Source organism: Oscillospiraceae bacterium MB08-C2-2, from assembly GCA_035621215.1.
Lineage (GTDB): Bacteria > Bacillota > Clostridia > Oscillospirales > Ruminococcaceae > WRAV01.
The window spans coordinates 2,138,336-2,155,176 of the sequence record CP141729.1 but is presented as its reverse complement, the minus strand read 5'-3'; the positions used below and the strand labels follow the sequence as shown (position 1 = coordinate 2,155,176).

The 16,841-nt window shown below is 50.9% G+C and carries 20 protein-coding genes; 11 read left to right on the top strand and 9 right to left on the bottom strand.

Annotated features, from left to right (window positions below; translation table 11 throughout):
• Nucleotides 1–31 precede the first annotated feature (31 nt).
• A complete protein-coding gene (gene upp, locus U6B65_09605; protein WRS26598.1) occupies nt 32–664 on the top strand; it encodes a uracil phosphoribosyltransferase in 633 nt (210 codons plus the stop codon).
• A gap of 124 nt (nt 665–788) precedes the next feature.
• Here upp and U6B65_09600 read toward each other — a convergent pair whose 3' ends face one another.
• A complete protein-coding gene (locus U6B65_09600; protein WRS26597.1) occupies nt 789–1,040 on the bottom strand; it encodes an AbrB/MazE/SpoVT family DNA-binding domain-containing protein in 252 nt (83 codons plus the stop codon).
• Between the two features lie 390 nt (nt 1,041–1,430).
• Here U6B65_09600 and U6B65_09595 point away from each other — a divergent pair, with 390 nt between their 5' ends.
• From U6B65_09595 to U6B65_09585, 3 genes are all read left to right on the top strand, one after another.
• Nucleotides 1,431–2,006 (top strand): nucleoside recognition domain-containing protein, encoded by a 576-nt coding sequence (locus tag U6B65_09595; protein WRS26596.1) that lies wholly within the window; start codon nt 1,431–1,433, stop codon nt 2,004–2,006.
• Nucleotides 2,007–2,143: 137 nt separating this feature from the next.
• A complete protein-coding gene (locus tag U6B65_09590) occupies nt 2,144–2,668 on the top strand; it encodes a nucleoside recognition domain-containing protein (GenBank protein ID WRS26595.1) in 525 nt (174 codons plus the stop codon).
• 116 nt (nt 2,669–2,784) lie between these two features.
• Nucleotides 2,785–2,949, top strand: coding sequence for a CopG family transcriptional regulator (locus U6B65_09585; protein WRS28934.1), 165 nt, complete (start codon nt 2,785–2,787; stop codon nt 2,947–2,949).
• A 208-nt stretch (nt 2,950–3,157) separates the two neighbouring features.
• Here U6B65_09585 and U6B65_09580 read toward each other — a convergent pair whose 3' ends face one another.
• Both U6B65_09580 and U6B65_09575 read right to left on the bottom strand, forming a co-directional pair.
• On the bottom strand, nt 3,158–4,237 hold the full coding sequence (locus U6B65_09580; protein ID WRS26594.1) for a DUF975 family protein: 1,080 nt from the start codon (nt 4,235–4,237) through the stop codon (nt 3,158–3,160).
• 367 nt (nt 4,238–4,604) lie between these two features.
• A complete protein-coding gene (locus U6B65_09575; protein ID WRS26593.1) occupies nt 4,605–5,252 on the bottom strand; it encodes a histidine phosphatase family protein in 648 nt (215 codons plus the stop codon).
• A 169-nt stretch (nt 5,253–5,421) separates the two neighbouring features.
• Here U6B65_09575 and U6B65_09570 point away from each other — a divergent pair, with 169 nt between their 5' ends.
• Nucleotides 5,422–6,132 (top strand): helix-turn-helix transcriptional regulator, encoded by a 711-nt coding sequence (locus tag U6B65_09570; protein WRS26592.1) that lies wholly within the window; start codon nt 5,422–5,424, stop codon nt 6,130–6,132.
• A gap of 24 nt (nt 6,133–6,156) precedes the next feature.
• Entirely contained in the window at nt 6,157–6,354 is a 198-nt protein-coding gene (locus tag U6B65_09565; protein WRS26591.1) for a hypothetical protein, read from the top strand.
• Nucleotides 6,355–6,366: 12 nt separating this feature from the next.
• Here the strand turns inward: U6B65_09565 and U6B65_09560 are convergent, their stop codons facing one another.
• Together U6B65_09560 and U6B65_09555 are read right to left on the bottom strand one after the other, a co-directional pair.
• A complete protein-coding gene (locus U6B65_09560) occupies nt 6,367–7,122 on the bottom strand; it encodes a heparan-alpha-glucosaminide N-acetyltransferase (protein WRS26590.1) in 756 nt (251 codons plus the stop codon).
• 22 nt (nt 7,123–7,144) lie between these two features.
• Nucleotides 7,145–7,660, bottom strand: a complete 516-nt coding sequence (locus U6B65_09555) for a DUF4358 domain-containing protein (protein ID WRS26589.1) — start codon at nt 7,658–7,660, stop codon at nt 7,145–7,147.
• Between the two features lie 372 nt (nt 7,661–8,032).
• Between U6B65_09555 and U6B65_09550 the strand changes: the two genes are divergently transcribed.
• The 5 genes from U6B65_09550 to hflX all read left to right on the top strand — a co-directional run bounded on the left by U6B65_09550 (nt 8,033) and on the right by hflX (nt 14,144).
• A complete protein-coding gene (locus tag U6B65_09550; GenBank protein ID WRS26588.1) occupies nt 8,033–8,665 on the top strand; it encodes an NERD domain-containing protein in 633 nt (210 codons plus the stop codon).
• A 20-nt stretch (nt 8,666–8,685) separates the two neighbouring features.
• Nucleotides 8,686–10,149: an ATP-binding cassette domain-containing protein gene (locus U6B65_09545; protein WRS26587.1), complete on the top strand. Its 1,464-nt coding sequence runs from the start codon at nt 8,686–8,688 to the stop codon at nt 10,147–10,149.
• 252 nt (nt 10,150–10,401) lie between these two features.
• Nucleotides 10,402–11,484 (top strand): 3-phosphoserine/phosphohydroxythreonine transaminase, encoded by a 1,083-nt coding sequence (gene serC, locus U6B65_09540; GenBank protein ID WRS26586.1) that lies wholly within the window; start codon nt 10,402–10,404, stop codon nt 11,482–11,484.
• A 43-nt stretch (nt 11,485–11,527) separates the two neighbouring features.
• Entirely contained in the window at nt 11,528–12,694 is a 1,167-nt protein-coding gene (locus U6B65_09535) for a phosphoglycerate dehydrogenase (GenBank protein WRS26585.1), read from the top strand.
• Nucleotides 12,695–12,884: 190 nt separating this feature from the next.
• Nucleotides 12,885–14,144 (top strand): GTPase HflX, encoded by a 1,260-nt coding sequence (gene hflX / locus U6B65_09530; GenBank protein WRS26584.1) that lies wholly within the window; start codon nt 12,885–12,887, stop codon nt 14,142–14,144.
• A gap of 190 nt (nt 14,145–14,334) precedes the next feature.
• Here hflX and U6B65_09525 read toward each other — a convergent pair whose 3' ends face one another.
• From U6B65_09525 to atpD, 4 genes are read right to left on the bottom strand one after another with little or no spacing between them, the layout of a single operon-like run.
• A complete protein-coding gene (locus tag U6B65_09525; protein ID WRS26583.1) occupies nt 14,335–14,754 on the bottom strand; it encodes an ATP synthase subunit I in 420 nt (139 codons plus the stop codon).
• Nucleotides 14,751–14,975: an AtpZ/AtpI family protein gene (locus U6B65_09520; GenBank protein ID WRS26582.1), complete on the bottom strand. Its 225-nt coding sequence runs from the start codon at nt 14,973–14,975 to the stop codon at nt 14,751–14,753. The genes U6B65_09525 and U6B65_09520 overlap by 4 nt, the downstream gene beginning before the upstream one ends.
• Entirely contained in the window at nt 14,972–15,418 is a 447-nt protein-coding gene (gene atpC / locus U6B65_09515) for an ATP synthase F1 subunit epsilon (GenBank protein WRS26581.1), read from the bottom strand. The genes U6B65_09520 and atpC overlap by 4 nt, the downstream gene beginning before the upstream one ends.
• A 22-nt stretch (nt 15,419–15,440) precedes the next feature.
• Nucleotides 15,441–16,829, bottom strand: coding sequence for a F0F1 ATP synthase subunit beta (gene atpD / locus U6B65_09510; protein ID WRS26580.1), 1,389 nt, complete (start codon nt 16,827–16,829; stop codon nt 15,441–15,443).
• Between the last annotated feature and the right edge of the window lie 12 nt (nt 16,830–16,841).

Sequence of the window (16,841 nt, the reverse complement as noted above, 5' to 3'; positions counted from 1 at the left end):
CAACAAACCATTGGATGGAGGGACTATTTTTATGAGTCAAGAGCCTATTATTTTTGATCATCCCCTGATTCAGCACAAGCTGGCATTTCTTCGGGATAAAAACACCAATTCACAGGATTTCCGGGATTTAATTTCCGAAATTGCCATGCTGATGTGCTATGAGGCCACCCGTGATCTGCCCCTGATGGATGCCCAGGTGGAAACCCCTGTGGCAACGGCAAACGTTAAGGTTATTGCGGGACGCAAGCTGGCCTTGGTGCCGATTCTGCGGGCGGGCATGGGCATGGTGGATGCTATGCTTTCCTTGATTCCTGCCGCTAAGGTGGGGCACATCGGCATTTACCGGGATCATGTAACCCATCAGCCTGTGGAATATTACTGCAAGCTGCCCAGCGATATCTGCGAGCGTGATGTTATTGTGCTGGATCCCATGCTGGCTACCGGCGGTTCCGCTGTGGATGCAATCTCCCTGATTAAGGACAGAGGCGCCCTGAGCATTAAGTTTATGTGTGTGATCGCCGCTCCCGAGGGTCTTGCTGCCCTTTTGGCTGCTCACCCCGATGTGCAGGTCTATTGTGCCTCTTTGGATAAGAAGCTGGATGAGCACGCCTACATCATTCCCGGGCTGGGAGATGCCGGCGACCGTATTTACGGCACAAAGTAGGCATTGGTTCTAAAAGTTTAAATCAGGCGCAGAAATGCTTCGGAATATAAAAAGAGACCAAGTCGAAAGACAAGGTCTCTTTTTTTGCGTTGTAGAGGGCGCCTTCTTATTCAGAAGAGGTGACTTAGCCTATAATCAGGTTTTTCATTTCATGCAGGCAAACTTGGCAGATATTTTTGTTTTTATACTGATGGATATGCTCTTGGCTCCCGCAGAAAAAGCAGCTGGGCTCATATTTCTGCAAAATAATGGAGTTGCCCTCCACAAAAATTTCTAAAGGGTCCCTTTCTGCAATATCCAGGACGTTACGAAGCTCTTTAGGGAGAACTATACGTCCGAGATCATCTACTTTACGAACTATGCCTGTCGATTTCATACCGGTTTCCTCCTTGTTATCAGGCAATATGTAAAACTGCATTCAGCATTGTCAGTATAGGGGATTTTGAAGAAAATGTCAAATTATAGAAATTTCTGGCAAATGAACAAAACGTAAATTTTCACAAAAAAATTAATATTAAATTAATGGACGTGAAAATATTTTTTAAAAATTCCAGCGATTCCGAGCGCATTTTTACGGAATTTAAAAGCCTTTAGTACTATTTTGTATGCATGGGGTAATATGAATGTAACATAGAAACAACAAAGATACAGTTGGGTAAACACAATAAAACAGTGTTACTAGGGGGAGGCTTCTGACCTTTTTGCACCCGGTGGGCTGGGTTAATGGCTTAGAGCTTCGGCAAATAGGCGGGGGAGGACAGCTGTTATGATGAAGTGGATTTTTTCAGGGATGATTTTTGCGGCAGTGGTGTTTGGTATCTTACAGGGCAGAATGGATGCAATCTCACAGGCGGCCATAAGGGAATGCGGGGGTGCTGTTGAGCTGACCCTCTCTCTGATGGGGTCTATGTGCATGTGGAGCGGATTTATGAAAATCGCGGAGAAAGCAGGGCTTACCAAGAAACTAAGCCGGTTATTTTCACCGGTGATTCGGCTGCTGTTTGAAAAAATGAATCCGGATAGTGCGGCGGCACAAGCCATTACCCTGAATATTTCTGCAAACCTTTTGGGGCTTGGAAACGCAGCCACACCTTTGGGGATTGCAGCTATGCGCCAGATGGAAAAAGACGGAGGTTATTCAAAAACCGCCTCCAACAATATGGCAATGTTCGTTGTGCTCAATACGGCTTGTCTCCAACTGATTCCCACCACCACGGCACTGCTCCGAGCCAATGCAGGCGCAGCAGAGCCTTTGGATATCATGCCCGCCGCTTGGGCAGCTTCACTGCTTTCAGTTCTCTCTGGAATCATTATGGCCAAAATTTTGTCGAAATACACTTAATTCCTCTACATTTTACCATTATTTGTAAATTAATGCAATAGAAAATAAAAAATTAACAAACATATACCCATGTTTCCTTTTTAGATTCTCAGCTTTATTCCAAACTCTACTCTATATTGATATCGGGTGAAAATGCTATGACTTTAAACAATATGTCCATTCCGATTGTAATTGTGGTTATTTTGGGGGCGGGACTGTGGCACAAGGTGGATATTTTTTCGGTTTTTTTGGAAGGGGCCAAAGAAGGTTTCCACACGGCCGTTAAGGTTTTGCCAGCTATGGTGGCTCTCATGACCTGTATCGGCATGTTCAAGGCCTCAGGGGCATTGGATATTTTATCCTACGCCATTACCCCTATAGCGAAGTTTTTGCAGTTGCCCACCGAGGTGGTTCCCTTTGCTCTGCTCCGACCCATTTCGGGCAGCGGGGGATTGGTTCTATTCAACGACCTGCTCAAAACCTATGGGCCGGATAGTTACATAGGCCGGGTTGCCAGTGTAATGGAGGGCTCCACCGAAACAACCTTTTACACCATCGCTGTATATTACGGGGCCACTAAAATTGCCCGAACACGCCACACTTTGCCTGCCTCCCTGACAGCGGATTTGGTGGGTTTCGTGGCAAGCGCATTCATGGTGCGCCTTATTTTCGGTATGGCCTGATCTTTTATGCTGAAACATAAGCGGCGGCATTTTCATAAATCACGCTTTATCCTACTTTATCGCATAAGTCAATATTAAAAAGGATATCCTGCTATTATTTACTAGAGGTGATAATGATGAAGCCGCTTAAAGTAAAGGTCAGTGTGACTTTGGATCAGGATATTGTTGAGAAGTTAAAAGAACTGGCCGAAAAGGACGACCGCTCGTTTTCGAAATATATAAATGTTTTAATTAGAAGGCAGTTGGAAAACCCTGAGAATTCTTCCGGTAATAATCTCTAAAAAGAGTATTCCCGAGGGTCTGTTGGAACTGCTCGTGTTCATGGCCTAAGCATTCCGCCATTTATTTCGGCGGGGTGCTTTTTTTCTTTAGCCAAACAAAAATGACTTGGCATTTTCGGAATCTTTCTCCATAAAAACAGAAAACCCATCCCCCTTTGCCCTGGGGCATAGGGAGGACAGGCCTTGGCTGCTGTAGAAGGCGAAAAGATTAAACATCCTCTTCGGGGTGAGGGGGCTCTTCTTGGGGGGCAAGCTCCTCCACAGATGGCTCATCCGGTTCCGGAGTGGGCTGCGCTGCTTCTTCTGCAAAAGCCTCTAGGGGTGCCTCTTCAAAAAGGTCTGGTTCCAGTGAAGGCGCAGTGGGAGGGTGGGGCTGGGCAGGCCATAAATCCATAACCGGCTCTTCGTCCCGGATGATTTCCACCGCCTTAAATTCCTTGGTAGGCGCCGGGATGGCTGATTGGTTCTTTTCAATGATATACCGGGCATACAGCGCCATAGAGGTTTGCAGATAAGGCCCTACAAACAAAATAGGGAATAGGAATATACACAACAGAATCCAGCCCAGAAAAGAAAGGCTGAAACTAAACAGACTGAAACGATAACCCTTAGTAAAGCGGATTGAGGTTCGAATGGCCTTGCCCACACTCATCTTGGGGTCCTCTGCCATTAGGTAGGGGGTGAGAAAATACTTCATCATATGAACCGTATAAAGGATGGTGGCCAGAATCAGCAGCACACAGGAAATCAGAAGGCCAAAGGTGGAAAGGGAAGCCTGAATCCGGGTGACCTCTTCATTCATCAAGGGCACAACCGAAAGCGCCATAGCACCCATGGGGATACATAAAAACAAAACAGCCCAAAGGCTTTGGCGGATGGTCAGGCTGATATAATACCAAAGGCAGCGGAAATATTTTCCTGCTCCTTCGTAATAATGAAAGACATTACTAATTGGTTCGGATTGGTCGTGAACTAGCTGATGATACCAGCGGATCTGCCCCAGCCCCAGGGGAACCACCAAGAGAAAATTCAGCAGGCCAAAAGCGCCGGGAACAGCCAGATACACCCAGGGTATGACGGCAAAAAGCTCCATGGGGGAGGAAAATGAAAAAGAAAAGGAATCCAGCGCAGGCATGGAGGAAACAGCCAAAATCGCTGAGGTAATCCCTTGTATCGTACCCAGCAAAACCCCGATTCCCATAACCAGAAGTAAAATCCCCAAAGCCCGGCCCCAGCTATCCTGCAAGGCCAATCTGGCATTTTTCTTGAAAACCCGAAACAATGACATAACGTTCCTCCTTATAACAGACCCAAGGGCCTGTGCAGACTGTAAACATAACGGTCATTAAATGGCAGACACTTAGATTCCGATTGGTAATTCTTCCGAAGTCCAATTAATTTCGAGTTCGAAATACCACTTTTTACGCCGGAGCGGCGCAATCCGGGGGGACTATGGGGGAAATTGGATGCCCCCATAGAGGGTGGAGACTTTTGTCTACACACTGAACAGGCCCAAGAGCCTGTGCAAATGACCCGAAAAAATTTTACTGCCGGTATACCCCGGGCCGGTTCTTAAATAAAAGGGCCAAGCATACAATCTACTATACCGGATATGAAGCGGCAAAATTATACGATTTGTGTAAAATCCATTGTCTTTACAACCAGTAGTCATCCTCTTCTGCGGCATCCGGCAGGTTGGGGATGGGAGCGAAAACCTCCATAGCATGGTCTCGCATCCACATCTGGGGAGTGGCCAGCAGAGTGAAACCGGTTCCGTTGGCAACCGCCCACTGGCTGACCGGCTGCTTGGGCAGGCAAATGGCGGCCAGCAAAGTCATAATCACCCCACGATGGGTAATCAGGGCTGCACTGGTAATCCGCTGATCCATCATGGTATGAAAGATTTCTTCCACCGAAGCCACAATCCGACCCAGAAAAGCATCCAAATCTTCACCGCCCGGCGGTGGATTCTGGCGGGCATCCTCCAGCCACAAGCGGAAATCTGGTTGCTCCTGCAACTGGGCAACGGTTTGTCCCTCAAAATCACCCAGCCCTAAATCCTGCAAGCCGGGAAGCACCTGTGTGAAGGTATCGGGGAAAAGCTGATAGCCGGTCTGCACACAGCGGCGCAGCGGGCTTGTGTAAACCTCCTGCACCTTGGGGTAAATCAAATCCTTTTTCAGCTGCTTCAGCTCGGCCACTCCCTGGGGGCTGAGGGGCAAATCCTGCTGACCCACCAAGCGGGGATGGGCATCCATAGCCGTGCTGCCGGTGCGGATTAGGTGCAATTTATAGCTTATCATAGGCCAAAGTCTCTTTTCCTCATAAAATGTTAAACAAATAAAACCGGCAAAAGTGGTTTTTTGACCAAAAAGCCGGGAAATTCGCATAAAAAGTCGAAATACTATTTACATTCAGTTTTTGCTATAATATAATATACTCGATGTTATGAAACTTGCGGAGGTTGTATCCATGAGCTCAGATTTTCCACGCATCCTGACGCTGCTGCGAAAGGAAAAAAATATCAGCCAGAAAAAGGCGTCGGCCGAGCTGGGCATTTCCCAAGCTCTTCTCTCTCATTACGAAAAAGGAATACGCGAGTGCGGGCTGGATTTTCTGGTGCGCTGTGCGGATTTTTACCAGGTATCCTGTGATTATCTTTTGGGCAGAACTCCCGATCGAACCGGCACTCAGCTGACAGTGGATGATATCCCTGAGCCGGATGCCGCCGGGAAGGAAAACCGCTCTGCCGGGAGTATTCTCACGGTGCTGAATAAAAAGCTCATTGCCAATTCCATGAATGTGCTGTTTGATCTCCTTGCTAAAACAGGCAGTAAAAGCCTGACCGGTGAGGTTTCCGCTTTTCTGATGCTGGCGGTTTACCGGATGTTCCGTGTGGTTTATTCCATCAACCCCCGCAACCAGCAAAGCATGTTTCAGCTCCCTGCCGCCATTGCGCCCATGTATGCGGATGCCGCTATGCAGATCAGCGAGGCCAATGCGGGCTCTGTTGCACAGGGGCAGCCTGTTTACGGAATGGAAAAGCTGGATCGGGCAGAGGCCCCCAGTGTGGATACCGAATCTCTCAGCCGGGATTACCCCCTGTTTGCTTCTTCTCTCCTGAATCTTATCCAGAATGCCGAAAGCCGTGTGGATTATTCCAGCCGAGGCTCCAAAAAGTAGCGGCGTTTTCAGGGGCTGGTATAGTTGTATAGGAAAATGGTACCAGCTTTCATTTTATCATTATTGGCAGAAAACTGCAACAAGCGGGCAAAACTTAACAATTTGCCCGAAAAAATTTTTTCAGCAGCAGAAACAGCTTTGAAAAGACGCGGCCGCCCTGTTCCCGGGAGTTACCGGAAAGAGGGTGGCCGTTTTGTTTTGATATATTTTGCTGAAAAATAACAAGCCGACAGGCTAATGAAGAAAAATCCAGAGCAGGCCATAAATAACAGGCTGGTGGATCATATAAATCCAGATGGTCTTGCTGCCGATCTTGCTCAAAAGTGGAAGCCGTGGCTTGTAGAAAAAGCCGGGCATCTTGCCCTTCTGCAAAAAGATACTTAAATAGCTGCCCGCCAAAAAGAAGAAGAACCATGGCAGTATAGGCACATAGTCGGCGGAGAAAAACGCATCATTGGGAAAGCCCAAAGGGAATAAAAACGGAGTCTGATAAAGCAGAGTTGGCAGAGAGACCGAAAAGGCTTCACCAAACCCGACAGTTCCCGAGGGGAGGCGCCAAGTGAAGGCAAAGAGAAGCAGGGATAATACGGCGCCTAAAGAGGGCTTAACCCGATCCAGCAGAGGGCGCAGCAGCCCAAAGAGAATCATGGCTGTTCCCATAAAATGCAAAACACCAAAATAGATCACCTGCGTGGGCATTGCAAAAGAGGTGGTCACAGTCAGCACCATGCCGCAAACCAGCACCAGCAGCCCCCGGCGCAGGCTGCTGCGGGAATAGCGGCTCACCAGACCCGAAAGCAGAATAAAGCCGCCTACAATGATTCGCTGGAATACCCGAAAGGCAGGCCCGGTAAAGCCGGGCACCGGAATATCAAACAGATATACCAAGTCGTAAAGAGCATGATAAACAATCATTAAAATCAGCCAGATTCCCCGCAGTTCATCCAGCAGATAAACCCGGGGGTGCTCAAGGCCGGTGGTGGTTTTCATTGGCTCCGCCTCCTGCCCGGCATTACCGGGGAATGTAAAGATCAATGATTTCCTGCGCAGAGGCAGTATCCGCCAGCATCAGCAGAACGATGTAATCACCCTGTGTATACAGCAGGCCGTTCTGGGCAATGGAATAAGCATCCAATATATCGTAATTCTTAAACTGTGCGGTGCGGTTTTCCTGATATTTCAGCAGCGCTGTGCGCACATCTTCTTTCTTTCCAGTATCCGGCCGGATGATGATAACATCGGCAAGGCCGTAATCGCCAGAGGAATACCGCAGGCTGAAGCCGGTTATAATGCCCGGATCAATGCCCAGTGTATCGGATACAAACTGCAGGTTCCCTGTCGTGATTCCGCCCACATCCACCGATTTGTAGATTTCCTCCACCGCTTTATCCGGGTCGGCTTTATCCACAACCTCCTGAATGCTGACTTCCTGGTTCAGCAGGGCTTCTTTAGAGACAGGCTCATCGCCGCAACCGGCAAGAGCAAAAAGGATGCTCAGCAAAAGGCATCCCAACAGTGCTTGTTTCATTTTTATCACCAATTTTCATGGCGGTATGCTTGACATAGCGCCGGGGTAACGAATATCCAACCAGCCTGAGGCAACAGGTTGTCCTCATTAAAGTATAGCGGAATGTGTCGCTGTGTCAAGGACTTTCGTCAAAGTTTACGCTTTGAGACGGCTGGTTATGGGAGTTTCTGTTAAACTGAGCATTTCCTTTTTTATAAAATAGTGGTATAATATTCTTTATATTGTATTTGGAAAAAAGGCAACTGCCGCTGCGGGGCGGACGGCGAAAATGGTAAACATTTTCATGTTCTCCGGGTCTGGGGTCTTTTGGGGTGAATTTAAAACAAATAGCCTGTTTTTGACAGGCTTTATAATATGGAGGTTTGTTTTTATATGGCCATGGGGATGGGATCCGTTTATTATTGGGCAATCACCGCTGTATTGATGGCGCTGGTGCTGTTTTTGCTTGCCATTCCTTATCTTTCCAACAACGTGTGGGATACCAAGGGCAAAAATGCCGATAAAAAAACCGCCCGGGTCTTTTCCCGCTTTGGCCGGTCTCGGGGAGGCCGGGTTCTGCGGGAGGTCACCATCCGCCACGATGGCAAGACCGCTTCTCTGGGAACGGTTCTGCTGCTGCCTTGGGGGCTTGTGATTGCCGATACCTTGGGCTGCAAGGGGAATTACTACGGTGATGCGGCCAGCGAACAGTGGGTTCTCACCAGCGGCGATGAGCGCACGGTGCTCCCCAATCCTCTGAAAACCCAGCGTGAGGCAACAATGCTGCTGCGGGAGTATCTGGCCGCCAGCAAGCTGTATAACATCCGAGTGGAAACACTGGTGGTTTACACCAACAAATCGAAGGATACCACTGTTTTTGTGGATGGCCTTGGCAAGCAGGAGCAGCACACCGTTCTGCCTATTGGCAAGCTGGCACGCTACTTGGAAAAGGATCGCTTTGAGGCGGATAACGGCGTGAACATCGAGGCTCTGGCTGCCCTGCTGGCTGAGAATCAAGGCAGATAAAAATATCGGAGGGAACGAATTTGGAGCAGTGGGCGCTGGAATTTGAGAACATCAGCCGACGCATCAACAGCGAATTTTATCTGACCGATATCAACCTGAAAATTGCACCCGGTCAGGTGCATGCTTTTGTGGGCAAAAATGCCGCAGGCAAAAGCAGCCTTTTCAAAACACTGGTGGGCATTTTTCCGCCCGATCGGGGCAGCCTCTATGTTTTTGGCAAGAAATCCAGAATTGCCTCCCCGGTGGAGGCCAAGGCTTTGGGCATTACTCTGATCGCCCAAAACAGCGAGATGTTTGAGAATCTCTCTGTATGTGAAAACATGTTTATGAATACCCCGGATTTCACCTCCGGCAAGCTGGGGCTTATTGACCGCAAGGGTATGCGGGCCAAAGCGGCCCGTGTTTTTCAGGATATGGGGGTAAGCATCAACCCCGACAGCCCGGTGAGCCAGCTGAGCCGCAGTGAAAAGCAGCTGATGATGATTGCTTCGGCACTGGTGGGCGATTCCAAGATTATTCTGCTGGATGAGACCTCCACCCATTTATCCCAAGAGGAATGCGAGGTTCTCAACGATTCCATCAACGCCATGAAGGCCAAGGGCATCACCTTTTTGCTGGTTTCTCACCGGCTGGATCAAATCCTCGCGGTTTCGGATGCGATCAGCGTGATGGAACGGGGGGCGGTGATTCGCACAGCCCCGGTCAGCGAGTTCAGCTTTGCCCTTTTAACCGAGCTGATCACCGGCTATTCGGTGGAGGATCTTTACCACAAGCCCCCCGTGGAGTGGGGAGAGCCTGTGCTGGAACTGGAGGGTGTCTCCGGGCCGGGCTTTGCAGACATCAGCCTTAAAATCCTTTCCGGGCAAATTGTAGCTGTGGTGGGGCGGCACAGCAGCGGCAAGCAGCAGCTTGCAAGGCTGTTGGGCGGGTTTGAATCCGCTAAAGGCAGTATGCGCATTGACGGAAAGCCCATCACATCCCCAACCATTATGGAAGCCATGCTGGCCGGGGTTTCTTATTCTCAATCCAGCCGTGACGATTGGGTGATTACGTGGCTGGATCGATACATGGAAAGCCACCCTGTGCAGACAAAGGCTCAGCAGGTTAAGGCGCAGGTTGCTCTTTGGTGGGCGGTTTCGGCCAAATCCCTGAGCAATATGATGGCAGGGTTCATGCGCTTTAATGAGCGGAACAACGCCACCGGCGGTTATATCCAGCGGGAGCTGACCAACAAAGCACTGGATCGCCGGGCAAAGCTGTATATTCTATGTGAGCCTACAGCGGGCTTGGATGTAAGCGCCAAAATGGGCGTGTATGCCCGGCTTGGCGATAAAATTCAGCAAGGCTCCTCTGTGCTGCTGGTAACCTCCGATTTTGAGGAGGCCAAGGGCATGGCAGACTGCATCGTATTCATGGAAGAAGGGCGGATTACCCGCCAAATCCAGCGGCAGGACCCCCAGTGGGATCAGCTGAGGGCTCATTAAATCAAGGTCTGGTGAGCGGAGAACCCCTCTGCTCTCTCTATGGGGGGCATCCAATGCCCCCCATAAGCCCCCCGGGCTGCGCCCTTTCGGCGCAACAAGTGGTATTCCGACCTCGAAATCAATTCGATTTCGGAAGAATTACGAAGGGATTCTTAGGTTTTATCTGCCATACACTGCAATTGTTTAACAGTCTGAGCGGAGAACCCCTCTGCTTGACCATATATTTATTTAAACTATTTAGGAGGCGCGAACATGGCAAGAGTTTATAACTTTTCTGCAGGACCATCCATGCTGCCAGAGCCGGTTCTTTCAAAAGCAGCGGCTGAAATGATGGAGTATGGAGCATCCGGCCAATCTGTTATGGAGATGAGCCATCGATCTCGTGAGTATGAAGAGATTATAAATGAATGCGAGTCTCTGCTGCGGGAGATTATGGAAATCCCTGATAACTATAAGGTGCTGATGCTTCAGGGAGGCGCTTCCAGTCAGTTTGCTATGGTTCCCATGAACCTGTGCACCGGCAGCGGCAAGGCCGATTATGTGGTTACCGGCCAGTTTGCCAAGAAAGCTTTCGGTGAAGCCAAGCTTTTTGGTGATGCCAAAGAGGCGGCTTCCAGTGCCGATAAAAATTTCTCTTATATCCCCGAGCTTTCAAAAGAGAGCTTCCGCCCGGATGCCGATTATGTCCACATCTGCTACAACAACACCATTTACGGCAGCCGCTATGCAGAGGTTCCCGATACAGGTGATGTTCCCCTTGTGGCGGATATGTCCTCCTGCATTCTCAGCGAGCCGGTGGATGTGAGCCGCTTTGGCGTGATCTATGCAGGCGCTCAGAAGAATATGGCTCCTGCCGGCCTGACCGTTGTCATCATCCGGGAGGATTTGATCGGTGAACCCCAGAAGGGCACACCCACCATGTTCAGCTATAAGGTGCACGCTGAAAACGATTCTATGTACAACACTCCCTCCACCTATCCCATCTATATCTGCAAGTTGGTGCTGGAGTGGATCAAGAACGATGTGGGCGGCCTTGCAGCTATGAAAAAACGCAACGAAGAAAAAGCCGCTCTTCTTTATGATTATCTGGATCGCTCCAAGCTGTTTAAATCCACTGTAGAAAAGCCCTTCCGCTCCATGATGAACGTCTGCTTTGTTACCGGTGATCCTGAGCTGGATAAGGCATTTGTGGCAGAGGCTTCCAAGCGTGGCTTTGTCAACATCAAGGGCCACCGTTCGGTTGGCGGTATGCGTGCATCCATCTACAATGCCATGCCCAGAGAGGGTATCGAAAAGCTGGTTGAGCTGATGAAGGAATTCGAGGCGGCTCACTGAGAGCGGGCAGCGCTTATATGAGAATATAGGAGGTATCAGGACAATGGTTAACATTCGTCTTCTCAATAAAATCAGTCCGGAGGGTCTTGCCCAGCTGGACAGCACCAAATATGCCTGCTCGGAGGAAGGCTCCACCGAGGATCAGGGCATCATTCTGCGCTCTGCTTCCATGCACGATATGGATATCCCCTCCCACATCCGGGCCATTGCCCGGGCAGGGGCCGGTGTCAACAACATTCCCATTGACAAGTGCAGCCAGCAGGGTATTGTGGTGTTCAACACCCCCGGCGGCAACGCCAACGCCGTTAAGGAAATGGTTATGACCGGCCTTCTCCTTTCAGCCCGCAAGGTTTACCCGGGTATGCAGTGGGTGCAAACCCTCAAAGGGCAGCCTGAGGTTCCTAAGCTGGTGGAAAAAGGCAAGGGCAAGTTTGTGGGTCCTGAGCTTATGGGCAAAAAGCTGGGTGTGATTGGCCTTGGCGCCATCGGTGTGTTGGTTTGCAATCTGGCCCACCACTTTGGCATGGAGGTTTACGGCTACGACCCTTATCTTTCCATTGATTCGGCTCTCAAGCTGACCCGCTCGGTGCACCGGGTGAACAGCCTCAAGGAGATTTATTCCAACTGCGATTTCATCACCCTTCATGTGCCGCTGGGCAAGGAAACAAAGGGAATGATCAATTCTCAATCCATCGCCACCATGAAGCACGGGGTTCGGATTATGAACTTCTCCCGGGGCGAGCTGGTGGAAACACAAGATATTCTGGCTGCTCTGGATGAAAAGAACGTCTACTGCTATGTGACCGATTTCCCCAACGATGATCTGCTGGGGCATCCCGGTGTTCTGGCGCTCCCTCACCTGGGCGCTTCTACCCCCGAATCGGAGGATGTCTGTGCCAGCATGGCGGCCAGCCAGCTGCGGGATTTCCTCGAGAACGGCAACATCAAAAACTCGGTCAACATTCCCGATCTGCATATGGAGCGCACCGGCGGGGAGCGGGTTACCCTGTTCCACCAGAATATACCGGAAACGCTGGCCAAGTATACCGGGGTTTTTGCCTCCCACAACATCAACATTCGCAATCTGATCAATAAATCCAAGGGCGAATATGCCTATACCGTTTTGGATCTGGATGGCCATGTTCCGCCCGCTGTGCTGGAACAGCTGGAACAGGCCAAGGGAATCATTCGGGTGACCTTGCTGAAATAAAGGATAAATGGCATGCCCGACCCGGTTTGATACCGGTTCGGGCTTTTTTTCTTTATTGGCATGAACAGAGCGTTTAGCGGCACAATATACTCATATGTCTAAAATTTCGCTGCGGCTTTAAACCTCTGCAGCTATAAAAGAGAAGTTCTGGTCAGGGTCTGCCCTTTAGTACAAATAGAAGGAGAACTGTATGCACGAAAATGCCGAAACCATGGATATTGTCCTTTTAGTGGGGGTGGATCTGGAACAGTATGATCTGGAGGCCTCGCTGGATGAGCTGGAAGAGCTGAGCGGTTCGGCTGATATGGAAGTGGTGGGCCGTATCACCCAGAAAAGGGATGCACTGGATAGGGCCACTTGTATCGGTGCTGGCAAGCTGGAAGAAATCAAGGAGTTTGCCTCCGCCAATGAGGTAACCCTGTTGATATTCGACCATGAGCTGACCTCCACCCAGCTGCGAAACATTGAGGAGGCCTGCGGCCTGCCGGTTCTGGACCGCACCATGCTGATACTGGAGATTTTCTCCCAGCGGGCCCGCAGCCGTGAGGGCAGGCTTCAGGTTGCACTGGCGCAGCAGCGGTATCTTCTGCCACGCTTGGCGGGTATGGGCATCAGCCTTTCCCGGCTGGGCGGCGGTGGAGGCGGTGCAGGGGGTGGCGCAAGGCGAGGCAAGGGTGAAACCAAGCTGGAGCTGGATCGTCGCCATATTCGCCGCAGCATCACCCGGCTGGAGGATGAGCTGGAAAGCTTGGAGATTCGCCGGGAAAATATGCGGTCTCGCCGCAAAAAGGATGGCGTCACCACAGTGGCCATTGTGGGCTATACCAATGTGGGAAAATCCACCCTGCTCAACACCCTCACCGATGCGGGGGTGCTGGCGGAGGATAAGCTGTTTGCCACTCTCGATCCCACGGCCAGAGCCTTGACTTTGCCCGATGGGCGCACCGTGATGCTCATCGATACCGTTGGCTTTGTCAGCCGCCTGCCTCACCATTTGGTGGAAGCCTTTAAATCCACCTTGGAAGAGGCTGTGGGGGCAGACCTTTTGCTGAATGTGTGCGATCTTTCCAACCCGGAGGCCGCCGCTCAGATTGAGATTACCCAAAAGCTTTTGGCTGAGCTGGGGGTAACCGATACCCCGGTGATCACCATTTATAACAAGCGAGATTTGGTTCCCTATGTGGCGGTTCCGGAAAGTGACCACACAGCGGTGATCTCCGCAAAAGAGGGCAAAGGGCTGGATGGCCTGTTGGCCAAAATTGCCAAGGCGCTTAACCCCACCCAGAAGCGGATGAAGCTGCTGATTCCCTTTGATCAGGGCAGGCTGCTGGATGAAATCCGCCGGGAGGGCAAGATATTCAGCCAAACCTACGAGGCTGAGGGAACCTTGGTGGATGCGCTGGTGGATTATCGCATTCTGCACCGGGTCAGCGATTTCGCAGTGGAATAAGGTTGAAAAAAGGCTTGGGAGAAAACCGCACGCTGCGGTTCGCTTCCAAGCCTTTTTAGTTCCCAAAATCTAGGCGGAGGGAAATAATATACAAAAGCTAACGTTTTTGTCCATCCTTTTCAAAAGGTGGCAGGGTTTGGGTCGGCGCTTAATTCTGTATATTTTGATGCTTAGGGCAAAATACCTGAAATCATTCCTTTGTGGAGAGCCCCTTTTTGTGTATCAGATACTCCGAGATATAAGCCGAAAGCTGCAAGGATAAAATTCCGATGATGGTGCCAAAGACACCGAAAACAGCAGGCAGAAAAACCACCACCACCACTACAAGGATAGTCAGCAGATAGCGCATGGCCGCTTGAAGACCGGCGTAGTTTTGAGCCTGTTTTTTCTTCATATCCATAGAGCGGCCGAGGGATTTTTCCAGCAGAATTACCTTTGCCATGGATAAAAGGGTACCGGCCAAAAGCCCCATAGCAAAGGGGAGAGGCTTTTCAAAGGGATATACAAGACTGGTGACCGCAAGGCCCACCAATAAAAACACCCCAAAAAGGCCGCACAGCACCTTGCACATGAGCACAGCGGTGGGAGAAAGATTTTTAAGCCAGTTCATTTCTTTAGCCACTCCTTGATTACCGTATCATAAAGCACCTTAAAAGAAGCCAAGACCCCCAGCGCCACACACAGCAGCAACGCCCAAGGGCCTGCACCAAAGCGGTTAATGAGAAAGCGCCCGATCCATACTCCCACAAAAACACAGGAGAGCATGGTCAGGCCAAGCTGGGTAAACAGGCCCAAAGCCCTCAAAACTTCCCGGTGCTCGCTCTCTTTCATGATTCAGACCCGCTTCCCTCATGGCCCTTAATAATGGAATAAGAGCTGATATCCATGCTGACAAGCGAATGCCGCAGAGCGGTTTCCAGCCGGTGCATTTCCAGATTGGCGGTTTGCTCATGGCGGAGGTTTTCTTCCCGCTCCTGTGCAATGCTCTGGATCGCTGCCTCGATATGTTCGGGATCATCGGCCACGGAGGAAAGCACCACAAGCTCGGTCCCGCTTACTGTGGCAAAGCCCTCCAGCACCGCCAGTGTCAGAACCTGCTTTTTATCCGAAAAAGCCCGGAGAATGCCATAATCCAGCTGCACAAGGCAGGGCGCATGGCCGGGCAGAACACCCATATCCCCTCCGGTGGTGCGGAGAATTACATAATCCACCGCCTGCTCCGTTACCGTTCGGTTGGGGGTCAATACTTTCAGCAGAATCTGTCGCTCAGCCATGATGCGTCACCCTCCCTTAAGCTTATTTGCTGCGCCGCACGACATCCTCAATGGAGCCTGCGTTGAGAAAATGGGATTCGGGGATTCCATCGTGCTTGCCATCCAGTATTTCTTCGAAGCCCTTGAGGGTATCGGCCAGAGGAACATACACACCGGGAATGCCGGTGAAGGGCTCCGCCACCGAAAAGGGCTGGGAGAGAAAGCGCTGAACCTTTCGGGCACGGCCCACAATCAGCTTGTCGTTTTCCGAAAGCTCGTCAATGCCCATAATGGCGATGATATCCTGTAGCTCCTGATAGCGCTGGAGAATGCTTTGGACATCCCGGGCAACCTGATGGTGCTCGGAGCCCACCACAAAAGGGTCCAGAATGCGGGAGGTGGATTCCAGCGGGTTAATAGCCGGGTAAATGCCCTGCTCCACAATGCTGCGAGAAAGCACGGTGGTGGCATCCAGATGGGCAAAGGTTGTGGCCGGGGCCGGATCGGTGAGATCATCCGCCGGAACATAAACGGCCTGAATGGAGGTGATGGAGCCGCTTTTGGTGGAGGTGATACGCTCCTGCAAGATGCCCATTTCGGTGGCAAGAGTAGGCTGATAGCCCACGGCGCTGGGCATACGCCCCAGCAGGGCCGAAACCTCCGAGCCTGCCTGCACAAACCGAAAAATGTTATCGATAAACAGCAGAACATCCTGCTCCTGCACATCCCGGAAGTATTCCGCCATGGTCAGCCCGGTGAGGGCCACCCGCATTCTGGCCCCCGGCGGCTCATTCATCTGGCCGAAAACCAAAGCCGTTTTGCTGATAACCCCCGATTCAGTCATCTCATGATACAGGTCGTTGCCCTCACGGGTACGCTCGCCCACACCGGCAAAAACCGAGTAGCCGCCATGCTCGGTGGCGATGTTGTGAATCAGCTCCATAATCAGAACGGTTTTTCCCACGCCTGCGCCGCCGAAAAGGCCGATTTTGCCGCCCTTTACATAGGGGCAGAGCAGATCGATAGCTTTGATGCCGGTTTCGAGAATTTCGGTGGTTTCAGCCTGCTCGGAAAATTCGGGGGCCATTCGGTGTATGGAACGGTATTCCTGATGATCCGGCATTGACTGCCCGTCCAAGGGCTCGCCCAACACATTAAAAATGCGTCCTAAGGTGGCATTGCCCACCGGCGCGATGATAGGGCGGCCGGTATCCAGCGCCTGCATCCCTCGAACCAAGCCGTCGGTAGGCCCCATGGAAACACAGCGGACGATACCGTCCCCCAGCTGCTGGGCAACCTCGGCCACCAAAATATCTTCGGTGTTTTGGATTTCAATGGCATTGTGAATGGCAGGAACAGAGCCTGCCGGAAAGCGGATATCCAAAACGGCTCCTATAATCTGGATAACCTCGCCGATTGCGTTTACTACCACAGTCTCATTCCT